The 20266-nt window shown below is 48.0% G+C and carries 22 protein-coding genes; 14 read left to right on the forward strand and 8 right to left on the reverse strand.

The window, feature by feature from the left end; all coding sequences use genetic code 11:
* Positions 1-275, forward strand: a 275-nt coding sequence (locus Q384_RS07860; RefSeq protein WP_037587052.1) for an integrase core domain-containing protein, incomplete at its 5' end; no start/stop codon positions are given.
* A gap of 65 nt (positions 276-340) precedes the next feature.
* Positions 341-763: a glycine-rich domain-containing protein gene (locus Q384_RS07865; RefSeq protein WP_051940732.1), complete on the forward strand. Its 423-nt coding sequence runs from the start codon at positions 341-343 to the stop codon at positions 761-763.
* Between the two features lie 121 nt (positions 764-884).
* Here the strand turns inward: Q384_RS07865 and groL are convergent, their stop codons facing one another.
* The 4 genes from groL to metX all read right to left on the reverse strand — a co-directional run bounded on the left by groL (position 885) and on the right by metX (position 4962).
* Complete coding sequence (gene groL / locus Q384_RS07870) at positions 885-2531, reverse strand: chaperonin GroEL (protein WP_037587054.1); 1647 nt, start codon at positions 2529-2531, stop codon at positions 885-887.
* Positions 2532-2614: 83 nt separating this feature from the next.
* Positions 2615-2902 carry a co-chaperone GroES gene (groES, locus tag Q384_RS07875; protein ID WP_037587071.1) on the reverse strand — a complete coding sequence of 96 codons (288 nt, stop codon included), beginning with the start codon at positions 2900-2902 and terminating at the stop codon, positions 2615-2617.
* A 324-nt stretch (positions 2903-3226) separates the two neighbouring features.
* Positions 3227-3808: a methionine biosynthesis protein MetW gene (metW, locus tag Q384_RS07880; protein ID WP_037587072.1), complete on the reverse strand. Its 582-nt coding sequence runs from the start codon at positions 3806-3808 to the stop codon at positions 3227-3229.
* A gap of 14 nt (positions 3809-3822) precedes the next feature.
* Positions 3823-4962 (reverse strand): homoserine O-succinyltransferase MetX, encoded by a 1140-nt coding sequence (gene metX, locus Q384_RS07885; RefSeq protein WP_037587055.1) that lies wholly within the window; start codon positions 4960-4962, stop codon positions 3823-3825.
* A gap of 67 nt (positions 4963-5029) precedes the next feature.
* Here metX and Q384_RS13325 point away from each other — a divergent pair, with 67 nt between their 5' ends.
* From Q384_RS13325 to Q384_RS07900, 4 genes are all read left to right on the forward strand, one after another.
* Positions 5030-5215: a protein MIGRI gene (locus tag Q384_RS13325; protein WP_156956504.1), complete on the forward strand. Its 186-nt coding sequence runs from the start codon at positions 5030-5032 to the stop codon at positions 5213-5215.
* Positions 5216-5339: 124 nt separating this feature from the next.
* Positions 5340-5930 (forward strand): LemA family protein, encoded by a 591-nt coding sequence (locus tag Q384_RS07890; protein ID WP_037587056.1) that lies wholly within the window; start codon positions 5340-5342, stop codon positions 5928-5930.
* 124 nt (positions 5931-6054) lie between these two features.
* Positions 6055-6903, forward strand: coding sequence for a TPM domain-containing protein (locus tag Q384_RS14335; RefSeq protein ID WP_037587057.1), 849 nt, complete (start codon positions 6055-6057; stop codon positions 6901-6903).
* A complete protein-coding gene (locus Q384_RS07900) occupies positions 6812-7429 on the forward strand; it encodes a TPM domain-containing protein (protein WP_245608530.1) in 618 nt (205 codons plus the stop codon). The genes Q384_RS14335 and Q384_RS07900 overlap by 92 nt, the downstream gene beginning before the upstream one ends.
* Positions 7430-7513: 84 nt before the next feature.
* Here Q384_RS07900 and Q384_RS14045 read toward each other — a convergent pair whose 3' ends face one another.
* Complete coding sequence (locus tag Q384_RS14045; protein WP_037587058.1) at positions 7514-10897, reverse strand: DNA translocase FtsK; 3384 nt, start codon at positions 10895-10897, stop codon at positions 7514-7516.
* Between the two features lie 103 nt (positions 10898-11000).
* Complete coding sequence (gene panC / locus Q384_RS07910) at positions 11001-11849, reverse strand: pantoate--beta-alanine ligase (RefSeq protein WP_037587059.1); 849 nt, start codon at positions 11847-11849, stop codon at positions 11001-11003.
* A gap of 921 nt (positions 11850-12770) precedes the next feature.
* On the opposite strand from panC, the gene Q384_RS07920 reads away from it, so the two are divergent.
* Positions 12771-13574 carry a basic amino acid ABC transporter substrate-binding protein gene (locus Q384_RS07920; RefSeq protein ID WP_037587061.1) on the forward strand — a complete coding sequence of 268 codons (804 nt, stop codon included), beginning with the start codon at positions 12771-12773 and terminating at the stop codon, positions 13572-13574.
* A gap of 128 nt (positions 13575-13702) precedes the next feature.
* Positions 13703-14707: a porphobilinogen synthase gene (gene hemB, locus Q384_RS07925; RefSeq protein ID WP_037587062.1), complete on the forward strand. Its 1005-nt coding sequence runs from the start codon at positions 13703-13705 to the stop codon at positions 14705-14707.
* Positions 14708-14793: 86 nt separating this feature from the next.
* On the opposite strand, the gene Q384_RS07930 is transcribed toward hemB, so the two are convergent.
* The gene (locus Q384_RS07930; RefSeq protein ID WP_037587063.1) at positions 14794-15345 is read right to left on the reverse strand and encodes a DUF1541 domain-containing protein; all 552 of its coding nucleotides are present in this window, start codon (positions 15343-15345) and stop codon (positions 14794-14796) included.
* Between the two features lie 231 nt (positions 15346-15576).
* Here Q384_RS07930 and Q384_RS07935 point away from each other — a divergent pair, with 231 nt between their 5' ends.
* From Q384_RS07935 to Q384_RS07955, 4 genes are all read left to right on the forward strand, one after another.
* Complete coding sequence (locus Q384_RS07935; RefSeq protein WP_037587064.1) at positions 15577-16428, forward strand: RnfABCDGE type electron transport complex subunit B; 852 nt, start codon at positions 15577-15579, stop codon at positions 16426-16428.
* Between the two features lie 21 nt (positions 16429-16449).
* On the forward strand, positions 16450-17460 hold the full coding sequence (locus tag Q384_RS07940; protein WP_037587065.1) for an asparaginase: 1011 nt from the start codon (positions 16450-16452) through the stop codon (positions 17458-17460).
* 464 nt (positions 17461-17924) lie between these two features.
* A complete protein-coding gene (locus Q384_RS07950) occupies positions 17925-18371 on the forward strand; it encodes a YeeE/YedE family protein (protein WP_051940737.1) in 447 nt (148 codons plus the stop codon).
* Entirely contained in the window at positions 18368-18778 is a 411-nt protein-coding gene (locus tag Q384_RS07955; protein WP_037587068.1) for a YeeE/YedE family protein, read from the forward strand. Before Q384_RS07950 ends, Q384_RS07955 begins: the two co-directional genes overlap by 4 nt.
* A gap of 153 nt (positions 18779-18931) precedes the next feature.
* Here the strand turns inward: Q384_RS07955 and hscB are convergent, their stop codons facing one another.
* On the reverse strand, positions 18932-19435 hold the full coding sequence (gene hscB / locus Q384_RS07960; protein WP_037587069.1) for a Fe-S protein assembly co-chaperone HscB: 504 nt from the start codon (positions 19433-19435) through the stop codon (positions 18932-18934).
* A 238-nt stretch (positions 19436-19673) separates the two neighbouring features.
* On the opposite strand from hscB, the gene Q384_RS14340 reads away from it, so the two are divergent.
* Together Q384_RS14340 and Q384_RS07965 are read left to right on the forward strand one after the other, a co-directional pair.
* Positions 19674-19802 (forward strand): hypothetical protein, encoded by a 129-nt coding sequence (locus Q384_RS14340; protein WP_281174522.1) that lies wholly within the window; start codon positions 19674-19676, stop codon positions 19800-19802.
* Positions 19803-20025: 223 nt separating this feature from the next.
* The coding region (locus tag Q384_RS07965) for a transposase family protein (RefSeq protein WP_037587070.1) at positions 20026-20266 on the forward strand (241 nt) is incomplete at its 3' end.

Below are 20266 nucleotides of genomic sequence, written 5' to 3' on the forward strand. Positions count from 1 at the left end.
AAATTGTCTGTACAGAACATCGCATCAATCAAAAATTTACCCGAGTTGCCCGCCCACAGACCAATGGTAAGGCAGAGCGGGTTATCAGGACGTTGATGCAGATGTGGCACGATAAAACACGCTTTCAGGACAGTGAGCATCGAAAGCTGGAGCTAAATCGCTTCATCAACTACTACAATACGGTGAAGCCTCATAAATCGCTTAACGGAGCGACACCATACGAGGTACTAGAGAAATATTTTTATTTTGATGAAAAGTGTAAACAACGCGGATAATTCTTACAGATTATGGAAGTAAAGAAATCAATGAATTAAATCTTGACCCCATTGTTGTTAAGCTAATGGACACAGAAGAGGGTAAGGCGTGGTCATTGGATTTTGCGAAAAAAGTTGAAGTTGAGTATAAGAAATTTTTGACTTTATGCTTGGAATATCCTGATTTTTCTATGGTTCCGTCCAAAACAGTTGATGATTTTTGGCACTACCATATTTTGGATACTCAAAAATATCAGGAAGATTGTGAAAAGATTTTTGGTTATTTTTTACATCACTTCCCCTATTTTGGTATGCGCGGTCAAGAAGATGCTGATAATCTACAGCAAGCATGGTCTGAAAGTTTGGCTTTATATACCAAACGCTTTGGTGATATGGATAATGAATTGTGGTTTGCCAGCGCACGTTGCCCGAATTGTGGTCGTCGCGGCAATAATCAACAACCCTATTTCCACGAAGAAAGACCGTCTTTACCCAAATTGGCAGCATGATAAAAAATACTGGAATCAACAAAAAAATCGAATACCCAATTCCGGGGATTCGATTTTTTCACTTTTTCAGGCAGCCTGTAAATTTTAATAGGCTGCCTGAAAATCAAGCATCAGGCGTTGATTACATCATACCGCCCATGCCGCCCATGCCGCCCATACCACCCATATCAGGCATAGCAGGTTTGTCTTCCGGCAATTCGGCAATCATGCAGTCAGTGGTGAGCATCAAGCCGGCAATCGAAGCGGCGTGCTGCAAAGCAGTGCGGGTAACTTTGGCGGGGTCAATCACACCCATTTCCAACAAGTCGCCGTATTCACCGGTACCGGCGTTGAAACCGTAGTTGCCGCTGCCGTCCAATACTTTGTTAATCACCACGCTCGGTTCGTCGCCTGCGTTGGCAACAATTTGACGCAAAGGTGCTTCAACCGCTTTCAGCACAATTTGAATACCGGCATCTTGGTCGGCATTTACACCGGAAAGCTCAGACACTGCCGCACGTGCGCGCAACAAAGCCACGCCGCCGCCGGCAACCACGCCTTCTTCTACCGCAGCACGGGTTGCGTGCAGCGCGTCATCAACGCGGTCTTTTTTCTCTTTCATTTCCACTTCAGTGGCAGCACCCACTTTAATCACCGCAACACCGCCTGCCAATTTGGCAACACGCTCTTGCAGTTTTTCTTTATCGTAGTCGCTGGTGGCGGTTTCAATTTGCTGGCGAATTTCTTTCACACGCGCATCTACCGCACCTTTGTCGCCCAAGCCGTCAATAATGGTGGTGTTTTCTTTGCCCACTTCAATGCGTTTGGCTTGACCCAAATCGTCTAAAGTGGCTTTTTCCAAAGACAAGCCTACTTCTTCGGCAATCACTGTACCGCCGGTTAAAATAGCGATGTCTTGCAGCATGGCTTTGCGGCGGTCGCCAAAGCCCGGGGCTTTAACAGCAACGGTTTTCAGAATACCGCGGATATTGTTCACCACCAAAGTTGCCAAGGCTTCACCCTCAACATCTTCCGCAATAATCAACAAGGGGCGGCTGGTTTTTGCCACTTGTTCCAATATCGGCAGCAAATCACGGATATTGCTGATTTTTTTATCGAACAACAACACAAACGGGCTGTCCATACCGGCAATTTGTTTTTCCACATCGGTAACAAAATAGGGGGATAAATAGCCGCGGTCAAACTGCATGCCTTTAACCACTTCCACTTCATTTTCCAATGATTTACCGTCTTCTACGGTAATCACACCTTCTTTGCCCACTTCATTCATGGCTTTGGCAATGATTTCGCCGATGGATTCATCAGAGTTAGAAGAAATAGACGCCACTTGTGCGATTTCTTTGGATTTTTCCGGCACGGGTTTGGCAATTTTTTTCAGCTCAGCCACCAAAGCCTCCACCGCTTTGTCGATACCGCGTTTCAAGTCCATCGGGTTCATGCCTGCGGTAACGTATTTCATGCCTTCGGCAACAATGGATTGCGCCAATACGGTGGCGGTAGTAGTACCGTCGCCGGCAACATCGTTGGTTTTGGACGCCACTTCTTTCACCAATTGCGCGCCCATGTTTTCAAATTTGTCTTTCAGTTCAACTTCTTTGGCAACGGTTACACCGTCTTTGGTGATGTGCGGGCCGCCAAAAGCACGATCCAGCAACACATTGCGGCCTTTCGGTCCCAAGGTTACTTTAACCGCATCAGCCAATACATTCACGCCGATGACCATTTTATGACGGGCATCGCTGCCAAATTTCACATCTTTTGCTGCCATGTTATTTACTCCTGAAAATTCAAATGATTTTGGTATTCAAAACGGCTGCGCTGTTTTTCAGGCAGCCTATTGTTTTCTGATTTTTATTCAACAATGCCGAAAATATCTTCTTCGCGCATCACCAGCAATTCATCACCGTCCACTTTCACGGTTTGACCGCTGTATTTGCCGAAAATTACTTTGTCGCCCACTTTTACGTCCAGTTTTTGGCGATCACCGTTTTTCAGCAATTTGCCGTTGCCCACAGCCAATACTTCACCCATGTCCGGCTTTTCTGCCGCACTGCCCGGCAGCACGATACCGGATGCGGTTTTTTCTTCGGCTTCCAAACGTTTTACGACCACACGGTCATTCAAAGGACGAATCGTCATCTTGGTTTTCTCCAACAAAAAGGTGAGTTGTTTATCAAACAAAAATAAATTCCTGATTTTTCATTTAAAATAAATAAAAAACAAGGAAATCGCATACTGCGTTCACGCCCTTAGATAGGGTTGGTACACATAAATTCAAGGGCAGTTTTACAAAAATTTTCAGCAGCTTGTTTGACTTGTTTGACTTGTTTGATTGACAGTTCAATGAATGCCACGGCACAAGCCTTGCCATGAATACAACAGCGCGGCGAAACTTGTTTGGTTGATTGGTTTTTCAGGCTGCCTGAAATAATTTAATTTACCTGAAAATTTGATTTGCCTAAATCAGCCCACCCGATAAAACGCCAAACTGCCGCGCCAATTGGGAAAGCGGGTGATGCGTTTGTGTTCGCTCATCACCGCGCGTTCCAGCACAGTTAATTGATTTTTAGCGCACAGCCGTTCAAAGTCTTCTAAAGTACACCAATGAATATTGGGTGTGTTGTACCATTGATAGGGCATATGCTCGGAAACAGGCATGTGCCCAAACAAACCGATTTGCAAACGGTTGCGCCAGTAGCCGAAGTTGGGAAAGCTGACAATGGCTTGTTTGGCAACGCGGCGCATGCCTTGCAGAATGGTTTCGGTGTTTTGCATGGCTTGTATGGTTTGGCTTAACACAATCACATCGAAACTGGCTTCCTCAAAACGGCGCAAGCCTTGTTCCAAATCAGCTTGAATCACGTTCACCCCGCGCGTCATGGCTGCCAATACGCTGTCGGTATCGATTTCCACACCGTAGCCTTGGCAGTTTTTTTGTGCTGTTAATGCCGCCAGCAATTCACCACCGCCGCAGCCCAAATCCAGCACGCGGCTACGCTCGGGTATCCAATCGTAAATCAGCTGCAAATCATCACGCAAGGCGATGCACACCGATGTATTCATGCGGCAAACTCCTTGGCAATATTGTTAAAATAAATGCGGGCTGCCTGAAAATAAGCGGCATCGTCCATTAAAAAAGCATCGTGTCCGTGGTGTGATTGCACGGCAACATATTGCACCGGTTTTTTGGCAGCAAGCAGTGCGTCCACCAATTCTTCTGATCGCTCGGGTGCGAAACGCCAATCACTGCTGAAACTAATCACCAAAAATTTGGCTTGGGTTTGGCGCACGGCAACACTTAAATCATTGTTAAATTCACGAGCGGGATCAAAATAATCCAGTGCTTTGGTCATCAGTAAATAAGTATTGGCATCAAAACTTTCGGCAAATTTATCGCCTTGATAACGCAAATAGGATTCCACTTCAAAATCCACATCAAAGCCGAATTGATAATCATCGCCGCGCAATTGCCGCCCGAATTTACGTCCCAAACCTTCTTCGGCAAGATAAGTGATGTGTCCCATCATGCGCGCAATACGCAAACCTCGGCGCGGCACGGTATTGTGTTCGGCATAATGGCCGCCGTGAAAATCAGGATCGGTGAGTATGGCTTGGCGGGCAACGTCATTAAAGGCGATGTTTTGAGTGGATAATTTGGGCGCGGCGGCAATAACCAGCGCGTGGCGCAGCCGTATCGGATAATCAATTGCCCATTGCAAAGCCTGCATACCGCCCAAACTGCCGCCCATGACCGCCGCCCATTGGGCGATGCCCAACCGATCTGCCAGCAATGCTTGTGTATTGACCCAGTCTTTCACCGTAACCAAAGGAAAATCTGCGCCGTAGGGTTTGGCGGTTTGCGGGTTTTCGCTCAAAGGTCCGCTGCTGCCGTGGCTGCCGCCCAAGTTGTTTACACCCACCACAAAAAAGCGGCGGGTATCCAAGGGCTTGCCCGGACCCACCATATTATCCCACCAGCCTGCATGTTTGTCGGTTTCATGATAACAACCAGCCACATGGTGGCTACCTGAAAGGGCATGGCAAATCAATACCGCATTGCTTTTGTCGGCATTTAATTGTCCGTAAGTTTCTATCATCAGATCAAAACAAGGCAGCACGCTGCCGTTTTGCAAGGGCAGCGCGGTGTCAAAAAACAGTTTTTGCGGTCGGACAATACCGACGCTGTCGGCGCGGTTCATGGGCATGAATGGAACAAGGAAAAGTTTGCCATTGTAATGGCTTCGCTTTATTCTCGCACCGAAAATCTTGAAAGCATTTTTTATGATCGGCCGCCTGATTCGCATTGCCTTGATTTTGAGTTTAATTATCCTCCTGCTTAACCGTTTGTTCAGCCGACGGCAAAAACAGGAATTGCATTTTTGGGTAAAAATCACTGCCGCCGCTTTGCTGCTGGTTTCGGCAGCCGCTTTGCTGTGGCATATGATGATTTAATTTAACCGCATCTTCTCCGAAATCGGTGTTGAAAACCCTTTTTAAAATGAGGGCTTGTGATACACTTCATTCGTTTCGGTTCAGATTCCGATATGCTCCGGTTTTCAAACAAAAGGAAGTGATTATGTATAAACGTATTTTGGCTTTTATTGCCGCACTGGCACTCACTTTAGGCTTGAGCGGCTGCGGCTATAACACCATGCAATCCGAAGATGAGGCAGCAAATGCGGCATGGTCGGAAGTATTAAACCAATATCAACGCCGTGCTGATTTGATTCCCAACTTGGTCAATACCGTAAAAGGCTATGCCAAGCACGAAGAACAGGTATTAACCGAAGTGACCAATGCCCGTTCTAAAGTCGGCAGCATCAACATGACCGCAGCTGATGCCACCGACGAAGCCAAACTGAAGCAATTCTCACAAGCGCAAGGCGAATTGAGCAGTGCTTTGAGCCGTTTATTGGTGGTATCGGAAAACTATCCGCAATTAAAAGCCGATCAAAATTTCCGCGATTTACAAGCGCAGCTGGAAGGCACGGAAAACCGTATTTCACTGGCGCGTAACCGCTATATCGAAGCCATTCGCACCTACAACACCACCGTGCGCTCTTTTCCCAATAACATCACCGCCAAAATTTTCGGCTTAAAAGTTCGTCCGAATTTCAGCGTAGAAAATGAAGCGGCAGTGAAACAAGCACCCAAAGTAGAATTTTAATTGGGTTTTACGGCCGTATTTTAGGCTGCCTGAAAGTGGGTTAATGTGTTTTATTAACCAACCCGCTTTCAGACTGATTTAACCATTTATTTAAAGCAAATATCTGATTAAAATAAGGATATTTATGAAAATGCTGTGGCAGCGGCTATTGGCACTGCTTATTTTTCTCTGCATCGGCGGCACACTGGCGGCAGAGCCGTTGGCGATTATTCCGAAGCTCACCGCGCCGGTTATGGACACGGCACAAATGATGCAGCCGCAGGCACGAGAAGCCCTAAACCAACATTTACTGGATTATGCCAATCAGCACGGCAGTCAAATTATCGTGCTGACCGTGCCTGAAATCGCACCCGAACCCCCGTTTGACTATGCCACCCGCGTGATGGACGCATGGAAGCCCGGGCGCAAAGGTGTTGATGACGGTGCATTGCTTCTGCTGGTGAAAAACGAACGCAAAACCCATTTGGCGGTTGGCCGCGGCTTGGAAGGCGCAATTCCCGATGTTTATGCCAAACGCATCTTAGACGACGTGTTGCGCCCGTATTTACAGCAAGGACAAACCGATGCCGGTATCCAACAAGCCGTGGCACAAATTGAAAAATTGATTGCCGGTGAAGAATTGGCAGCACCCAATCAACAAAATCAAGAAAGCGGTGCTTTATCCATGCTGCCCGTATTGATTATTGCCATATTTACAGGCGGCATGGTTGCCAAAGCCGTTTTCGGCCGTATTTTTGGCGGCGTTATCACCGGCGGCGTGGTTTTGGGGTTGGGCATTGTCTTGGGAATAGGCATTTTCTTGAGCTTAATCTTCGCACTCTTTGCCGCCATATTTGTGTTTGCTTCCGGCGTGGCATCTCCATTTATCGGTGGCGGCGGTGGTGGATTTGGCAGCGGCGGCGGATTCGGTGGTGGTGGCTTCGGCGGTGGCGGTGGCGGATTTGGCGGCGGCGGCGCGTCCGGCGGCTGGTAACAAACAAGGTTGGCAAATGAATACACAAAATCGATGGGTTAGATTGTGGCGGCACGGCATGTACCCGCGCCTGCGTGTGGCAAAATATTTTCCGCCGCACGAATTACAGCAATTGAGCCGGCAAATCACTCAATCCGAAACCCAACACACAGGGCAAATTCGCTTTGTGATTGAATCAAGTATGGATTTTTCAGCGGTTTGGCACGGTTTAAGCCCGCGAAACCGTGCTTTGCAATGGTTTGGTGAACTGGGCGTGTGGGATACGGAACACAACAGCGGTGTATTGGTTTATGTGTCTTTTGCCGATCATGCCGTGGAAATCATTGCCGATCGCGGCATCAATGCAAAAGTGGCACAAGATGAATGGCAAACCGTGTGCAATGAAATCCTTGATGCTTTCAGGCAGCAACAGTTTATTGACGGTTTACAGCAAGGTTTGCAGCACATCAACACCATTTTAAGCACCTGTTTCCCGCGCAGTGAACCGGGCATCAACGAATTGCCCGATGACGTTGTGTTGCGCTAATCACGGCCTGCAAACAAAGATTTTCAATACTGATTTTTCAATACCAATCCTGAACACAGCGCGCTCATTTAAAGTTAAAGCCGCCTAATCTTCTTGCGTCGGCAGATTTTGTGCCAATACCGTTCGGTTGCCGTTGCTCTCTGCCGCCGACACAACCCCGTCCGTTTCCATTTGCTCCACCATACGGGCGGCGCGGTTGTAGCCGATGCGCAATTGGCGTTGTACAGAGGAAATGCTGGCTTTGCGTGATTTAATCACCAAAGACACGGCTTCATCGTAAAGCGTGTCTTGGTCGCCGTCGTTGCTGCGGCTGCCGCCGGCATTGCTGAACATATCGTCATCGCTCACGCCGCCGCTGAGAATGTCGTCCACATATTGCGGCTCGCCGAACTGTTTTAAGAAATCAACCACTCGATGTACTTCTTCGTCGGCAACAAACGCGCCGTGAACGCGCTGCGGGTAGCCCGTTCCCGGCGGCAAAAACAGCATATCACCTTGTCCCAGCAAATTTTCCGCACCCATTTGATCCAAGATGGTGCGGCTGTCAATCTTGCTGGACACTTGAAACGCCACCCGTGTGGGAATATTGGCTTTAATCAAGCCGGTAATCACGTCCACACTCGGGCGTTGTGTTGCCAAAATCAAATGAATACCGGCAGCACGGGCTTTTTGTGCCAACCGCGCAATGAGTTCTTCAATTTTTTTACCTGCCACCATCATTAAATCGGCAAACTCATCAACCACCACCACGATAAACGGCAGTTTTTCCAATGGTTCGGGCGTAGCAGGCGTGAGTGAAAACGGATTTGCCAATTTTTGTCTGTGCGCGGCGGCTTCATTGATTTTCTGATTAAATCCCGCCAGATTGCGCACACCCACATGACTCATCAGGCGATAACGTTTTTCCATTTCGTTCACACACCACGTCAAAGCGTTTGCGGCAAGATTCATGTCAGTAACCACCGGTGCCAGCAGGTGCGGAATGCCCTCATAAATGCTTAATTCCAGCATTTTCGGGTCAATCATAATCAGGCGCACTTCTTCGGGCGAGGCTTTAAACAGCATGGATAAAATCATGGCGTTTACGCCCACAGATTTACCTGAACCGGTTGTCCCCGCCACCAATAAATGCGGGGCTTTGGCTAAATCAGTAACCACCGGTGCACCCGTGATGTCCTGCCCGAGTGCCAGTGTGAGTTTAGAACGGGATTCCCGAAACACGGGTGCATTGAAAATTTCGCTTAGCCGAATCATTTGCCGCCGCGGATTGGGCAATTCCAAACCCATACATGTTTTGCCGGGTATGGTTTCCACAACGCGAATCGCACCAAAACCCAAACTGCGCGCCAAATCTTTTTCTAAATTCACCACTTGATTGCCGCGCACACCTTGCGCCGGCTCAATTTCATAACGGGTAATCACCGGACCGGCATACGCATCAACCACATTGACTTTAACTTTAAACTCTGCCAGTTTTTCTTCAATGATGATGCCGTTTTCCAGCAATGTTTCTTCGGTTTGCTGTGCGTCGGCATCAAATTGCGGCGGCAGCAATAAATCCAAATCAGGCAGCGGCGGCTGTTCGCGCTTTTCAGTATTGCTGTCAGTGTAGTCAGTGAAATTGGTAAAAGCAGCAGAATGTGGTTCAAAAATATCGTCCGTATCGTCATCATCTGCCAAAGTATTACCGCCACTGATGTGTGCCGATTGCGGCTCTGACCAGTCATATCGGCTTTCAAAATCCGCGGACTCTGCTTCTTGCAAGGTTTCATCGGTATCTGCATGATTTTGTCCAAAATCAGCCGCTGTATTTTTTGCAGTCCGCGCAGCAGCAAAGGCTTCACGTATGGATTGCGCGGTGGCAAACGAACGCGAACCAACGGCTGCCTGAAGAGGCGCAGATTTGGCAGCACTTTCATTTGCAGCGGTAAAGGCCTCACGTATGGGTTGCGTGGTGGTAAACGGACGCGAACCGGCGGCTGCCTGAAGAGGCGCAGATTTGGCAGCACTTTCATTTAAAGTGCGTTGCCATTCAGGTATTTCGCTGCTGTTTTCGCTGTTTGTTTCAGGCAACTCCTGCCCCACTGCCCACACGCTGCGCCGTGCTCCCAATGCACTTGCTGCGTTATCCGCTTCTTTCGCCGATACCTCATTCACCAAATCCATTCTGTTTGATGCCGCCGATGCTCCGCGCCCTTCAGGCAGCCACTGTGATTTTGGCGGCACAAACGCCCGATGGGTGTGTTCGGCAACATTCGGATCAATATCATAATTGACTGTACTGCCCGAAGCGTACCACAAAGATTTGGCTTTATTTTTTGGTGCAGGGTAATCTGCGGCAAGTACCAAAGGTATTCTGCCGTTATCAGTACTGTCGTTTTTGTTTGGTAAAAAAGGCGTGAATCGAGACGAAATCACCTGAGCCGCAGGATCAATCGAGGGAATAGACGATTTTACCAAAGGCTTCACCAACCGCGCCGTTGCCGCCTTTGCCGCAGGTGACAAAACCGGCGGCTGCGGTATTTGCGGTATGGTGTGGCTTTGGTTGATTCTCGCCGCCGCCGGAATCACACTCTCTCGCACCACGGTTCGTTTTTCGGCGTATCGGGCGGCGGGCGCATTGGTTTTTTCCAAATTTGCCAGCGCCTCATGCTCGGCAATAATCGGCAAATCAGTGATTTTTTTATCATGTGCAGACGCAGAACGGCCATATTGCCGTGCCAAACTGCGCCGCACCAAATTGGCGCGAATATCATCATCGCTGATGGTGGTCGTTTTTGTTCTTGACGGCTGATTCAATTCGCGTTCTTGCTGCGCACGGGCGCGTACTCGATTCAGTGCAGGGTCGCCAATGGTGATTTCCGGCAGCGCTGCTCTTTTGGCATAATCTTTTTTGCGCGGCTGCCAATTCAGTTCAATCACTTCTTTCTGGATCGGTTTTTCCGGCGGCAACGGCATTTTTGCTGATAATATCCGCGTGGCTTCCGCCAATGTAATCTCCTCTAAAGAAGATTGCGGCAACGGTTCTTTGGTGTTTTCAGGCTGCCTGAAAAGCGTTTTTTCAACCAAAGTTTTATCGTATTCGGTAAAATTATGCACCAACGGTATTTCTGTTGCCATTTTTGCCGATGCGGCAATCGGTAATTCAGGTTCTTTCAGTAAATCTTCCTGCTCTTTGGGTGCACCGGCTTTATGCCGTATTTTTTTGGGTTTCATCTGCGCTTGAATGCGTTCATAATCCGCGCGCATTGCATCTTGTTCTTGCTTTTTCAGCCGAATATTCAAAAAATTGGGTTTGATTTTCGGTGCAGCCGCCTGCGGTTTCACGCAATCATCGCCATACTCCTCACGGCTTTCATGACGCAGCAAATAGGCTTGTTCTAACTGCCATTCTTCTTCCTGTTGTTTTTTCCACCACAGCAAAGCGGCAATCACCAACACCAGCACCAATAAAATTATCCACCACATGGTTGTTCCCAAAATTTTTTGCTTTGACAATTATTTAACAATCGGTATTCACTGATACAGTTCCACGAATTGCCGCTTAATCGTTTCGTCATTCAGCGTACCTTTATATTGTTTTTTTATCCAAATGAATTTCAATATTGTCAATCAAACGGGTTTTTCCCAATCGCGCCGCCGCCAGCACCACCAAATCCGCATCACCAACATGAGCCACAGTTAATGTATCGGCATGGCGAATCTCGACATAGTCCACCTGCCAGCCATTACGATGCAAAGTATCGGCAGCATCGGTTTCCAAACGCACATAATCACGGCTGCCCATTTGAATTTGTTCGGCAATGCGGCTCAACGCAGCATACAATTGCGGTGCTTTTTCTCTTTCTGACTCAGACAGATAAGCATTTCGGCTGGACAATGCCAAACCGTCGTCCGCCCGTCCGGTATCCACAGGGACAATTTCAATATTAAAATTCAAATCCGCCGCCATGCCGCGGATAATCGCCAATTGCTGATAATCTTTTTTACCGAAACACGCAATATCGGGCTGGACAATATTAAATAGCTTCGCCACCACCGTTGCCACACCGCGAAAATGACCCGGACGCACCCTGCCGCACAACTCATTTTGCAAATGCGGCGGTTCAATATTGTAGTCTTGCGAAACATGCGGATAAAGTTCATGTTCATCGGGCGCAAACACCGCCGCCACACCTTCGCCGTGTAACTTATCGGTGTCTTCCTGCAAAGTGCGCGGATAGCGGTCAAAGTCCTCGCCTTGCCCGAACTGCAAACGATTCACAAAAATACTGACCACCACCGCATCTGATCGCCGCCGTGCTTCGCGCACCAAAGCCAAATGCCCTTCGTGCAAATTGCCCATAGTCGGCACCAACGCCACAATACCCGCCGTTTTACGCCATGCGCGCAATCCAGAAATGGTGTGAAAAATATACATGACTAATCCTTTATTTCAGCGGCGTTTAAAAAATATACGGCATAAGCAACAACATTTTTTTATACAAATCAACCATCACTTAACAGAGAAAAACAGAACAGCTGCGGCAATCTGCGTATCAATCCGGCGCAGCCCGCCGGCAACCCATTGCCATACCGATTCGAGGGTGTACAATAACGATATATGTGCATTTTTACCACTGAGGACAATACGGCATTTCCCAAATATTTCTTTTAAGATTATAATATAAACGTATTTTTTCAGCACATGGCATACCCATTTCACCTCTGTTCAGGCTGCCTGAACACGGCGATATTGGGCAAACAGCATATAATTATACACTGTCGCCAAATAATCCAGACAGGCAAAATACCCGCTGAGCTATTCTGCCCATTATGGGTTTTCTGTCAAAATATGTCATAATTTATTATTTTTCATCAACCGCTTATCTTTTAAAACAGAGAGGTTTCATCATGCGTACCAAAAAATGGCTGGCACTGGGTTTACTCACTCTCACTTTTCTGCTGAGTGCTTGCGAACTTTATCCGTATCGTATACACTTTTAAGCTGGTTTACTCACTTCCAGAATGCTCGCGGTAATGAAGCATCAAGCAGTGCGGAAAATACCGCAAGCATACCTGCCGGCAATGCACAAAAAAACCCTATACCATTGGCACCAATGCTGAATTCGCTCCGTTTGAATCTCAAATGGCAGGACGAGGATCGGCTAAGCCTGAAACGACTTCTTTTAATTTTGTTGTACTCATGGGCGATGGGTTATGGCTTTTATGGTAAAAAGTAAATGCTGTTGGTCTGAATACCCGCTGAGCTCTTCTGCCCATTATGGGTTTTCTGTTAGAATATGTCATAATTTATCATTTTTTATCAACCGCTTGTCTTTTAAAACAGAGAGATTTCATCATGCGTATCAAAAAATGGCTGGCATTGGGTTTACTCACTCTCACTTTTCTGCTGAGTGCTTGCGGCAATGAAGCATCAAGCGGTGCGGGAAATACCGCAAGTACACCTGCCGGCAATGCACAAGAAAAAACCTATACCGTTGGCACCAATGCTGAATTCGCCCCGTTTGAATCTCAAATGGCAGACGGTGAATTAACGGGTTTTGACATTGATTTAATGAAAGCCTTGGCAGAAGCAGGCGGCTTTAAAATTACCTTTAAAAATCAACCGTGGGACAGCCTGTTTGCCAGTTTGAGTAACCGCGATTTTGATATTATCGCCTCTGCCGTTACCATCACAGACGAGCGCAAACAAACCATGGCGTTTTCCGATCCTTACTTTGAAATCGCCCAAGTGGTTTTGGTGCCGCAAGGCAAACAAATTAAATCTGCGGAAGACTTGAAAAAGCTGGAACGCATTGGCGTGGTTACCGGCAACACCGGCGACTTGGCAGCACAAAAAATTCTGGGTGCAACCAGCCCCAAAATTGCTCGTTTTGAAAGTCTGCCCTTGCTGATTAAAGAAGTAGAGAGCGGCGGCGTGGACGTTGCCATCAGCGACAGTGCCGTTATCAGCAACTACATCAAAAACAACGGCGATAAAGGTTTCACCAGCGTCCTTGTCTCTGATTTTGAAGTAGAACGCTATGGTTTAGCGGTGCGCCCCGATGACACCGAATTGCTGAACAAACTCAACACCTCTTTGCAAGCCATACGCGATAACGGTGAATACGACAAAATTTATCAAAAGTATTTTGCCAACTAATTCTGCTGTAAATTTGCGGTAAAATTATTTTTTCAGGCAGCCTATTAAATTAAACACAGGGATACGAAACATCGTATCCCTGTCTATTTAAACAAAACACTGATTTTTTATTTTCAAAGAATTATATTATGAATTTTCCGCCGCGCCACATTCCCGCCACCCGCATGCGCCGCATGCGCCGCGATGAGTTTTCCCGCCGATTAATGCGTGAACACCAATTAACCGCCGACGATTTAATCCTGCCCGTGTTTGTTCACGAAAAAACAGGACGCGAAGCCGTTGCCGCCATGCCGGGTGTAGAACGTTTATCTATTGATGAATTATTGAAAACGGCAGAACAAGCCTTAAATCTGGGTGTTCCCGTGTTGGATTTATTCGGCGTACCCGATTCGTCTGCCAAAACCGAAGACGGCCGCGCTGCTTGGGACGAAAACGGCATTATCCCGCGCGCCATTCGTGCGGTGAAATCCCGTTTCCCTGAATTGGGCGTGATGACCGACCAAGCACTTGACCCCTACACCACCCACGGGCAAGACGGTTTAATTGACGATACCGGCTATATCCTCAACGATGAAACCATCGAGGCATTGATTCGGCAATCACTGATTCACGCCGATGCCGGCGCGGATATTATATCGCCGTCAGACATGATGGACGGACGCATCGGCGCAATCCGCGAAGCCTTAGAAGCCAACGGCTTTATCCACACCCGCATCATGTCATACGCCGCTAAATATGCCTCTGCTTTTTACGGCCCGTTCCGCCACGCCGTGGGCAGTTCCGGCAATTTGGGAAAAGGCAATAAATACACCTACCAAATGGACCCCGCCAACAGCAACGAAGCCCTGCACGAAATTGCGCTGGACATTCAAGAAGGCGCAGATATGGTGATGATTAAACCGGGCTTGCCTTATTTAGACATTATCCGCCGCGTCAAAGACGAATTCGGCGTACCCACCTTTGCCTACCAAGTATCCGGCGAATACGCCATGTTGCAAGCGGCGATTCAAAACGGTTGGTTAAACGCCGATTTGGTGATTGCGGAAAGCCTGCTCGCCTTCAAGCGCGCCGGTGCCGACGGGATTTTGACGTATTACGCGCTGGATATGGCACAGCGGTTACAGCAAGATTAACATCAGTGCAGCAAATAAAAAACACATGCCCCGTGCCGCACAATAATGCGGTACGGGGCATGTGATATTGAGAAAGCCGTCAATCTTTATTTGGTATTATCCGGCAGCAATTCCTGCTCCGAGTACCACATGTGATCTTCCACCATTGCGCCGCCGTCTGTAGGCAGATAATCCACCACATAAGCGGTTTGTTGATACAAAACATCATCAACAAAAGCCGCTGCATTCATATCACCGCCCAAATGCGCGGCACTCAGCTTCACTTTATCGCCTTTACGGGCAATTTTTTTATCCGCCAACTCTTCTTGGACAACCCATTTATGGTTGCTGATAACATTGCCGTATTTGTCCGCAAAGCTCACCATAATCAAATTGGTTCGATAAGCGCCTTTCACCACACCTTTTGCGCCCAAACTATTGGGCATGTGTTCTTCATTAATCACCACGCGCTGACCCACCGCATACTTGGGATTAACCGCCGCCGTCATATTCGCAGGCAAAAGTGCATTGCCGTGGAGATGCCCATGTGCCGAAACCGGCTGGTTCTGCCGGTTTTCTTCATTGGTTTTACTGCTTGAATTTGCCGCACACGCGGAGAGCGCAATTCCTAAAAATAAGAAAGTACACAGTTTATTCATATTGACCTCAATTTTATGTATGGATTTTACTTGCCTGTCAGGCATACGGCGGGTATTCTTACTTCTGACCAATCTGCCCTGTCGTAACAAACACAGCCCGACCAGATTAATGTATTTGCACGTATTTGCGTGTTAATATCAAATAATTTATTTAAAGTATCTAATGCACAGTGTTCACTTGAATACAGATTCAATTTTATCAGTGCATTTGTCTTGCCTCTCAACAAGCACATGAATTCCAACCTTTTAGCCGAACACATCGAAAACTGCTTGCCGCAAAGTCAATGCCGTCAATGTGGTTTTGATGCGTGTGCGCCATATGCGCAAGCCCTCGCTGCCGGTACTGCCCAAATTAATTTATGCCTGCCCGGCGGTGATACTGTAATGAACGAATTGGCAGCCTTGCTGAACACATCACCCTTGCCTTTGCACAACACCGAAAGCACCAAAGCGATTGCCGCAATTGACGAATCGGCGTGTATCGGCTGCACCGCGTGTATTAAAGCCTGTCCTGTTGATGCGATTATCGGCGCTGCCAAATTCATGCACAGCGTATTGAGCGATGAATGCACCGGCTGCGGCTTGTGTTTGCCGCCTTGCCCCGTGGATTGCATCGTGATGCAGCCGGTGGCAGATACTTGGCTGCCGCGGGCGCACCGCTTGGCAGACACCGCGCCAACGCCGCGCCAAGCCGCTGCTGCGCACGCCAAAACCCGCTATTTGCGACGGCAGCAACGGCTGATTCATTTACGGCAAAAGCGGCGAGCGGCTCAAACAAATCCCAAGCATTCGGTTGAAACAGCGTCTTCAGCCCCACTTTCAGGCAGCCTGAATATCAATCCGCATGATTTGATTGCCAACGCCGTGGCACGGGCAAAAGCACAGATTCAAACCCAACCCGCCGCACCGTCTGACGAACAACAGCAATTCGCCCGCCGACAAATCGCCAAAGCACAAGAACGCGCCACCTACCGCCGCGCCCTGCGCGACGTACAATACGGCGATGACGCAAAAAAAGCACAAGCCTTGGCTTATCTGCGCGAATACAAAGCACAGCAAGAGCAAGCGAAATCCAATTCATAAACCCAAACCACCAAACACGCCATGACAGCAAACATCGGTATTCTTTACACCGGCGGCACCATCGGCATGATAGACAGCCCGCAAGGGCTTATTCCCGCACCGAATTTAGCCCGCCACACCCAGCACTTATTTTCAGGCAGCCTGACTGCGGATTGGCACATCAGCGATCCACTGATTGATTCTTCTGCCGTCAATTTAACCCATTGGCAAGATTGGCTTGCTTGGATACACAATGCGCTGCCGCGTTACGATGCCCTATTGATTCTGCACGGCACCGATACCCTCGCTTATACCGCCAATATTTTGGCATTGTCTCTGCCCGATCTGAATAAACCCATCATCATCACCGGTGCACAATGGCCGTTTGGGCAACGCCATTCTGATGCCGAATTCAATCTGCGCACCGCACTGGCTGCGTGTTTATTAACGGATTTACATCATTGCGCCGTGGCTTTCAACGGGCAGCTTTACCGCGCCGTCGGCAGCACCAAAATCAGCACCGAAACCGCCGCCGCTTTTGATACCCCGCATTTCGCACCGTTGGCTTCATGGCTGCCTGAACACGGACAATGGCAAAAACAAACCGCAAACAGGCTGCCTGGACCGCAAGCCCTTATGCCCCCCGCATGGTCAATCAATCCGTCAATCAATCCGTCGGTGCGTATTGTGTGCCACACCCTAATCCCCGGCGCAAGCAGCGAAATGATAGCCGAGAGCCTCAACACCATTCCCGCCGACGGCGCAGTGCTGCAAAGCTACGGACACGGCAACGCACCTGACTGCCCGCAATTATTCGCCGCTTTACACAGGCTGGCGGAACGCAATATTCCCGTCATCAACATCAGCCAAGTATTGCAGGGAAAAACAGCGGGGGTTTACGCTCAAGGACATGCCCTGCGGGAAACAGGCGTGATAAACGGCGGCAAAGCCAACTTGGAAACCGCCGTTGCCCTGCTCACTTTAGCGGCTTCCAATCATTGGACAAAAACAGAGATTTCAGGCTGCCTGAAATATTGGCAACTATGCGATTAACCGCAAACGGGTTCGCGGTTTACCCAATGCAAATACAGCCAAACCACTTTCTTTTTCATCATGCGGTAATCCGAAATAATGAAATAATCAAGTAGAAGTCAGCATGAAACGCGGTATCCATTTGCAAAAATAATTGCTTAGCTATAGTGCGGTATCGAATAAGCATAACATTTTTTACTGATTGTTTTAAACATGGCTACTACTGAAATACTTGCCCACACACTTCCAAATACCGATTTGGCAACGCCATTGAATTGACACAAATGTTGTCGGTCAGCTAATGCCAAAAATCTCAATTCCGCTGTATTGGTTTTGTTTTTCAGCAAATCATTTGCTGTGACTAATGCGGCAATGTGTAAACATTCAAGCAAATAATATTTCATGTAATTATAATATGTAATATAATTTATATTATCCTCGTTTAAATGATTTTTTCCCAAAGCATTTGATGATATGGAATGGTTATGAACGAAACTTGGCTGCTGCCGTTGGCGGGTGGTTTGTTGATTGGTTTGTCCGCCGCATTGCTGTGGCTGTTATACGGGCGCATCATGGGCGTGAGCGGCATTACCGCAGGCATCGGCACACAAACAAGGAAAGAACGTATTTGGCGGCTGTGGTTTATTGTCGGTTTGCTGTGCGCTGGGCTGTGTTATCGCCTGTGGTTTGGGCTGCCTGAAAATACGGGGGTTTGGGCACATCAAGCGGATTGGCTGCGTTATATTGTGTTGGTAGCGGCAGGTGTGTTAATCGGCTTCGGCACACGCATGGGCGGCGGCTGCACCAGCGGACACGGCGTGTGCGGCTTGGGTCGTTTGTCTGTGCGCTCGGCGGCGGCGGTTATTGTATTTCTGTGCTTCGGTATTTTAATAGTAGCGGTGCTGCGTTTTGTATTGAGGGTGCTGCAATGAATGCAGGGGCTTTTTTAATCGGCGTATTGTTTGGCATTGGTTTGCTGGTGTCCGGCATGACCAATCCTGCTAAAGTGCAGGGTTTTCTGGATATATTCGGCAATTGGGACAGCAGTTTGATGTTTGTGCTGGGCGGAGCGGTGTTGGTGAGTACGGCGGCATTTCAATGGGCAAAACGGCGTGATAAACCTTTTTGTGAAGGAAAATTTGATCAGCCCGCCGCCAAAACCATTACACCTCGCTTAATCACGGGCAGTACATTGTTTGGTATCGGCTGGGGTTTGGCAGGTATTTGCCCTGGTCCCGCGTGGGTATTGCTCGGACAAGGACGCGCCGATATGGTGATTTTTGTTACTGCAATGCTGGTGGGTATGTGGCTGTGGGAAGTGTGGCATAAGCGAAGCTGAATATAATTAACAGCATTATTTTTCAAACCGATAAACCTGTTACCCATACGGAGCGCGGGGCTTAGAAGCGCGGCGGGCGGGTAAAAAATGAGTTAATTGCACTTGCATCCTGCCAATTCCATTGTGTTTTGTTATCAATAATGCTTGTTAATTTCAGGGCAAGGCTGCCTGAATTTCTTGCTGTAATTTATGCAAAAACCGTCCTTGGCGTACCCAGTCGGCGGCTTGGTTTAAATCGTTTTTGGTAAAAGCGGTTGTCAATTCATTTAAAAGATCATTTTGTGCCGCGCCGATTTCGGCAGATAAATCCATGAGTGCCGCTTCATCTTTTTCCGCACCCGCCTCTGCCAAAGCCTCGCGCCACGCCATTTGCTGCATTAAAAATTCAGGCGGGTAATGGGTATGTTCAGGCGCGTCTGCATCAATGCCTGCTTGTTGCAGTAAATAAGCAGCACGGTTGAGCGGATCGTTTAACACGCGGTAGGCTTCGTTTATTGTTGCCGTCATCATCATCGCTTGCTTTTGCGCAAAAGCATCGGCGGCGGCAAATTTATCGGGGTGGCACGCTTCTGCCAATGTGCGGTAATGCTGCACCAAAACGTTGCTGTCCAAAACAAATTGCGCGGGCAATTGAAATAAATCGAAATAAGTGTTCATGGGTTTATGCTGTCCGTTCTTTCATTTTTAAAAATAGGATATGCAGGTGGTTTATCAGTGCAATATCCAATTCACTCAAAGGCAAAACCTTTTTGGCAAGCAAGATGCAATCTGAAATTGAAGTGTGGAATCAAGCAGACGAATTGACTTTAAAACAAGCAATTCATTTTGTATTTTTTGTATTTGATAAACAAAAAGGACGGTTTTCCGTCCTTTTTGTTTTAACTCAATCAACAGTATGAATTATTCCAATATCACTTCCGCGCGGCGTGCTTCGGCGGCATTGCCGCTGCCCAAGGCATTATTGTCTGTTGTGATCGGCAACCACTTCTTCCGCCACCGCTGCTGCCATGTCAGAAGCCGTTAAAGCCCCTGCTGCATCAGCATTATTTTTGATTCACGCTCCATACGAAAAAACCCACCATAACCGCCACGGCGTCAGCAATCACTGCCTGTCCAAATTAAACCCAACTGCTGGATATTACGGCACATGACTTTTCTCCGTTGAAATTCAATCTCAAAATAAGCATTATTATACTCACAGACCAACAGCATTTACTTTTTTCCATAAAAGCCATAACCCATCGCCCATGAGTACAACAAAATTAAAAGAAGCCGTTTCAGGTTTAACCGATCCTCGCCGTCCTTACGGAAATCTTCGACACAAATTGGAAGACATTGTTATTATTGGATTATTATCAGTTATTTGCATGGGTGAAGATTTTGTTGATATGGAGATGTTTGGGCGGGAACGGGAAGAAACGTTACGAACCGCATTGGCATTGGAACTGCCTAATGGTATCCCTGACAGCGATACATTCCGCCGCGTTT

Source organism: Stenoxybacter acetivorans DSM 19021 (assembly GCF_000745895.1).
GTDB classification, from domain to species: domain Bacteria; phylum Pseudomonadota; class Gammaproteobacteria; order Burkholderiales; family Neisseriaceae; genus Stenoxybacter; species Stenoxybacter acetivorans.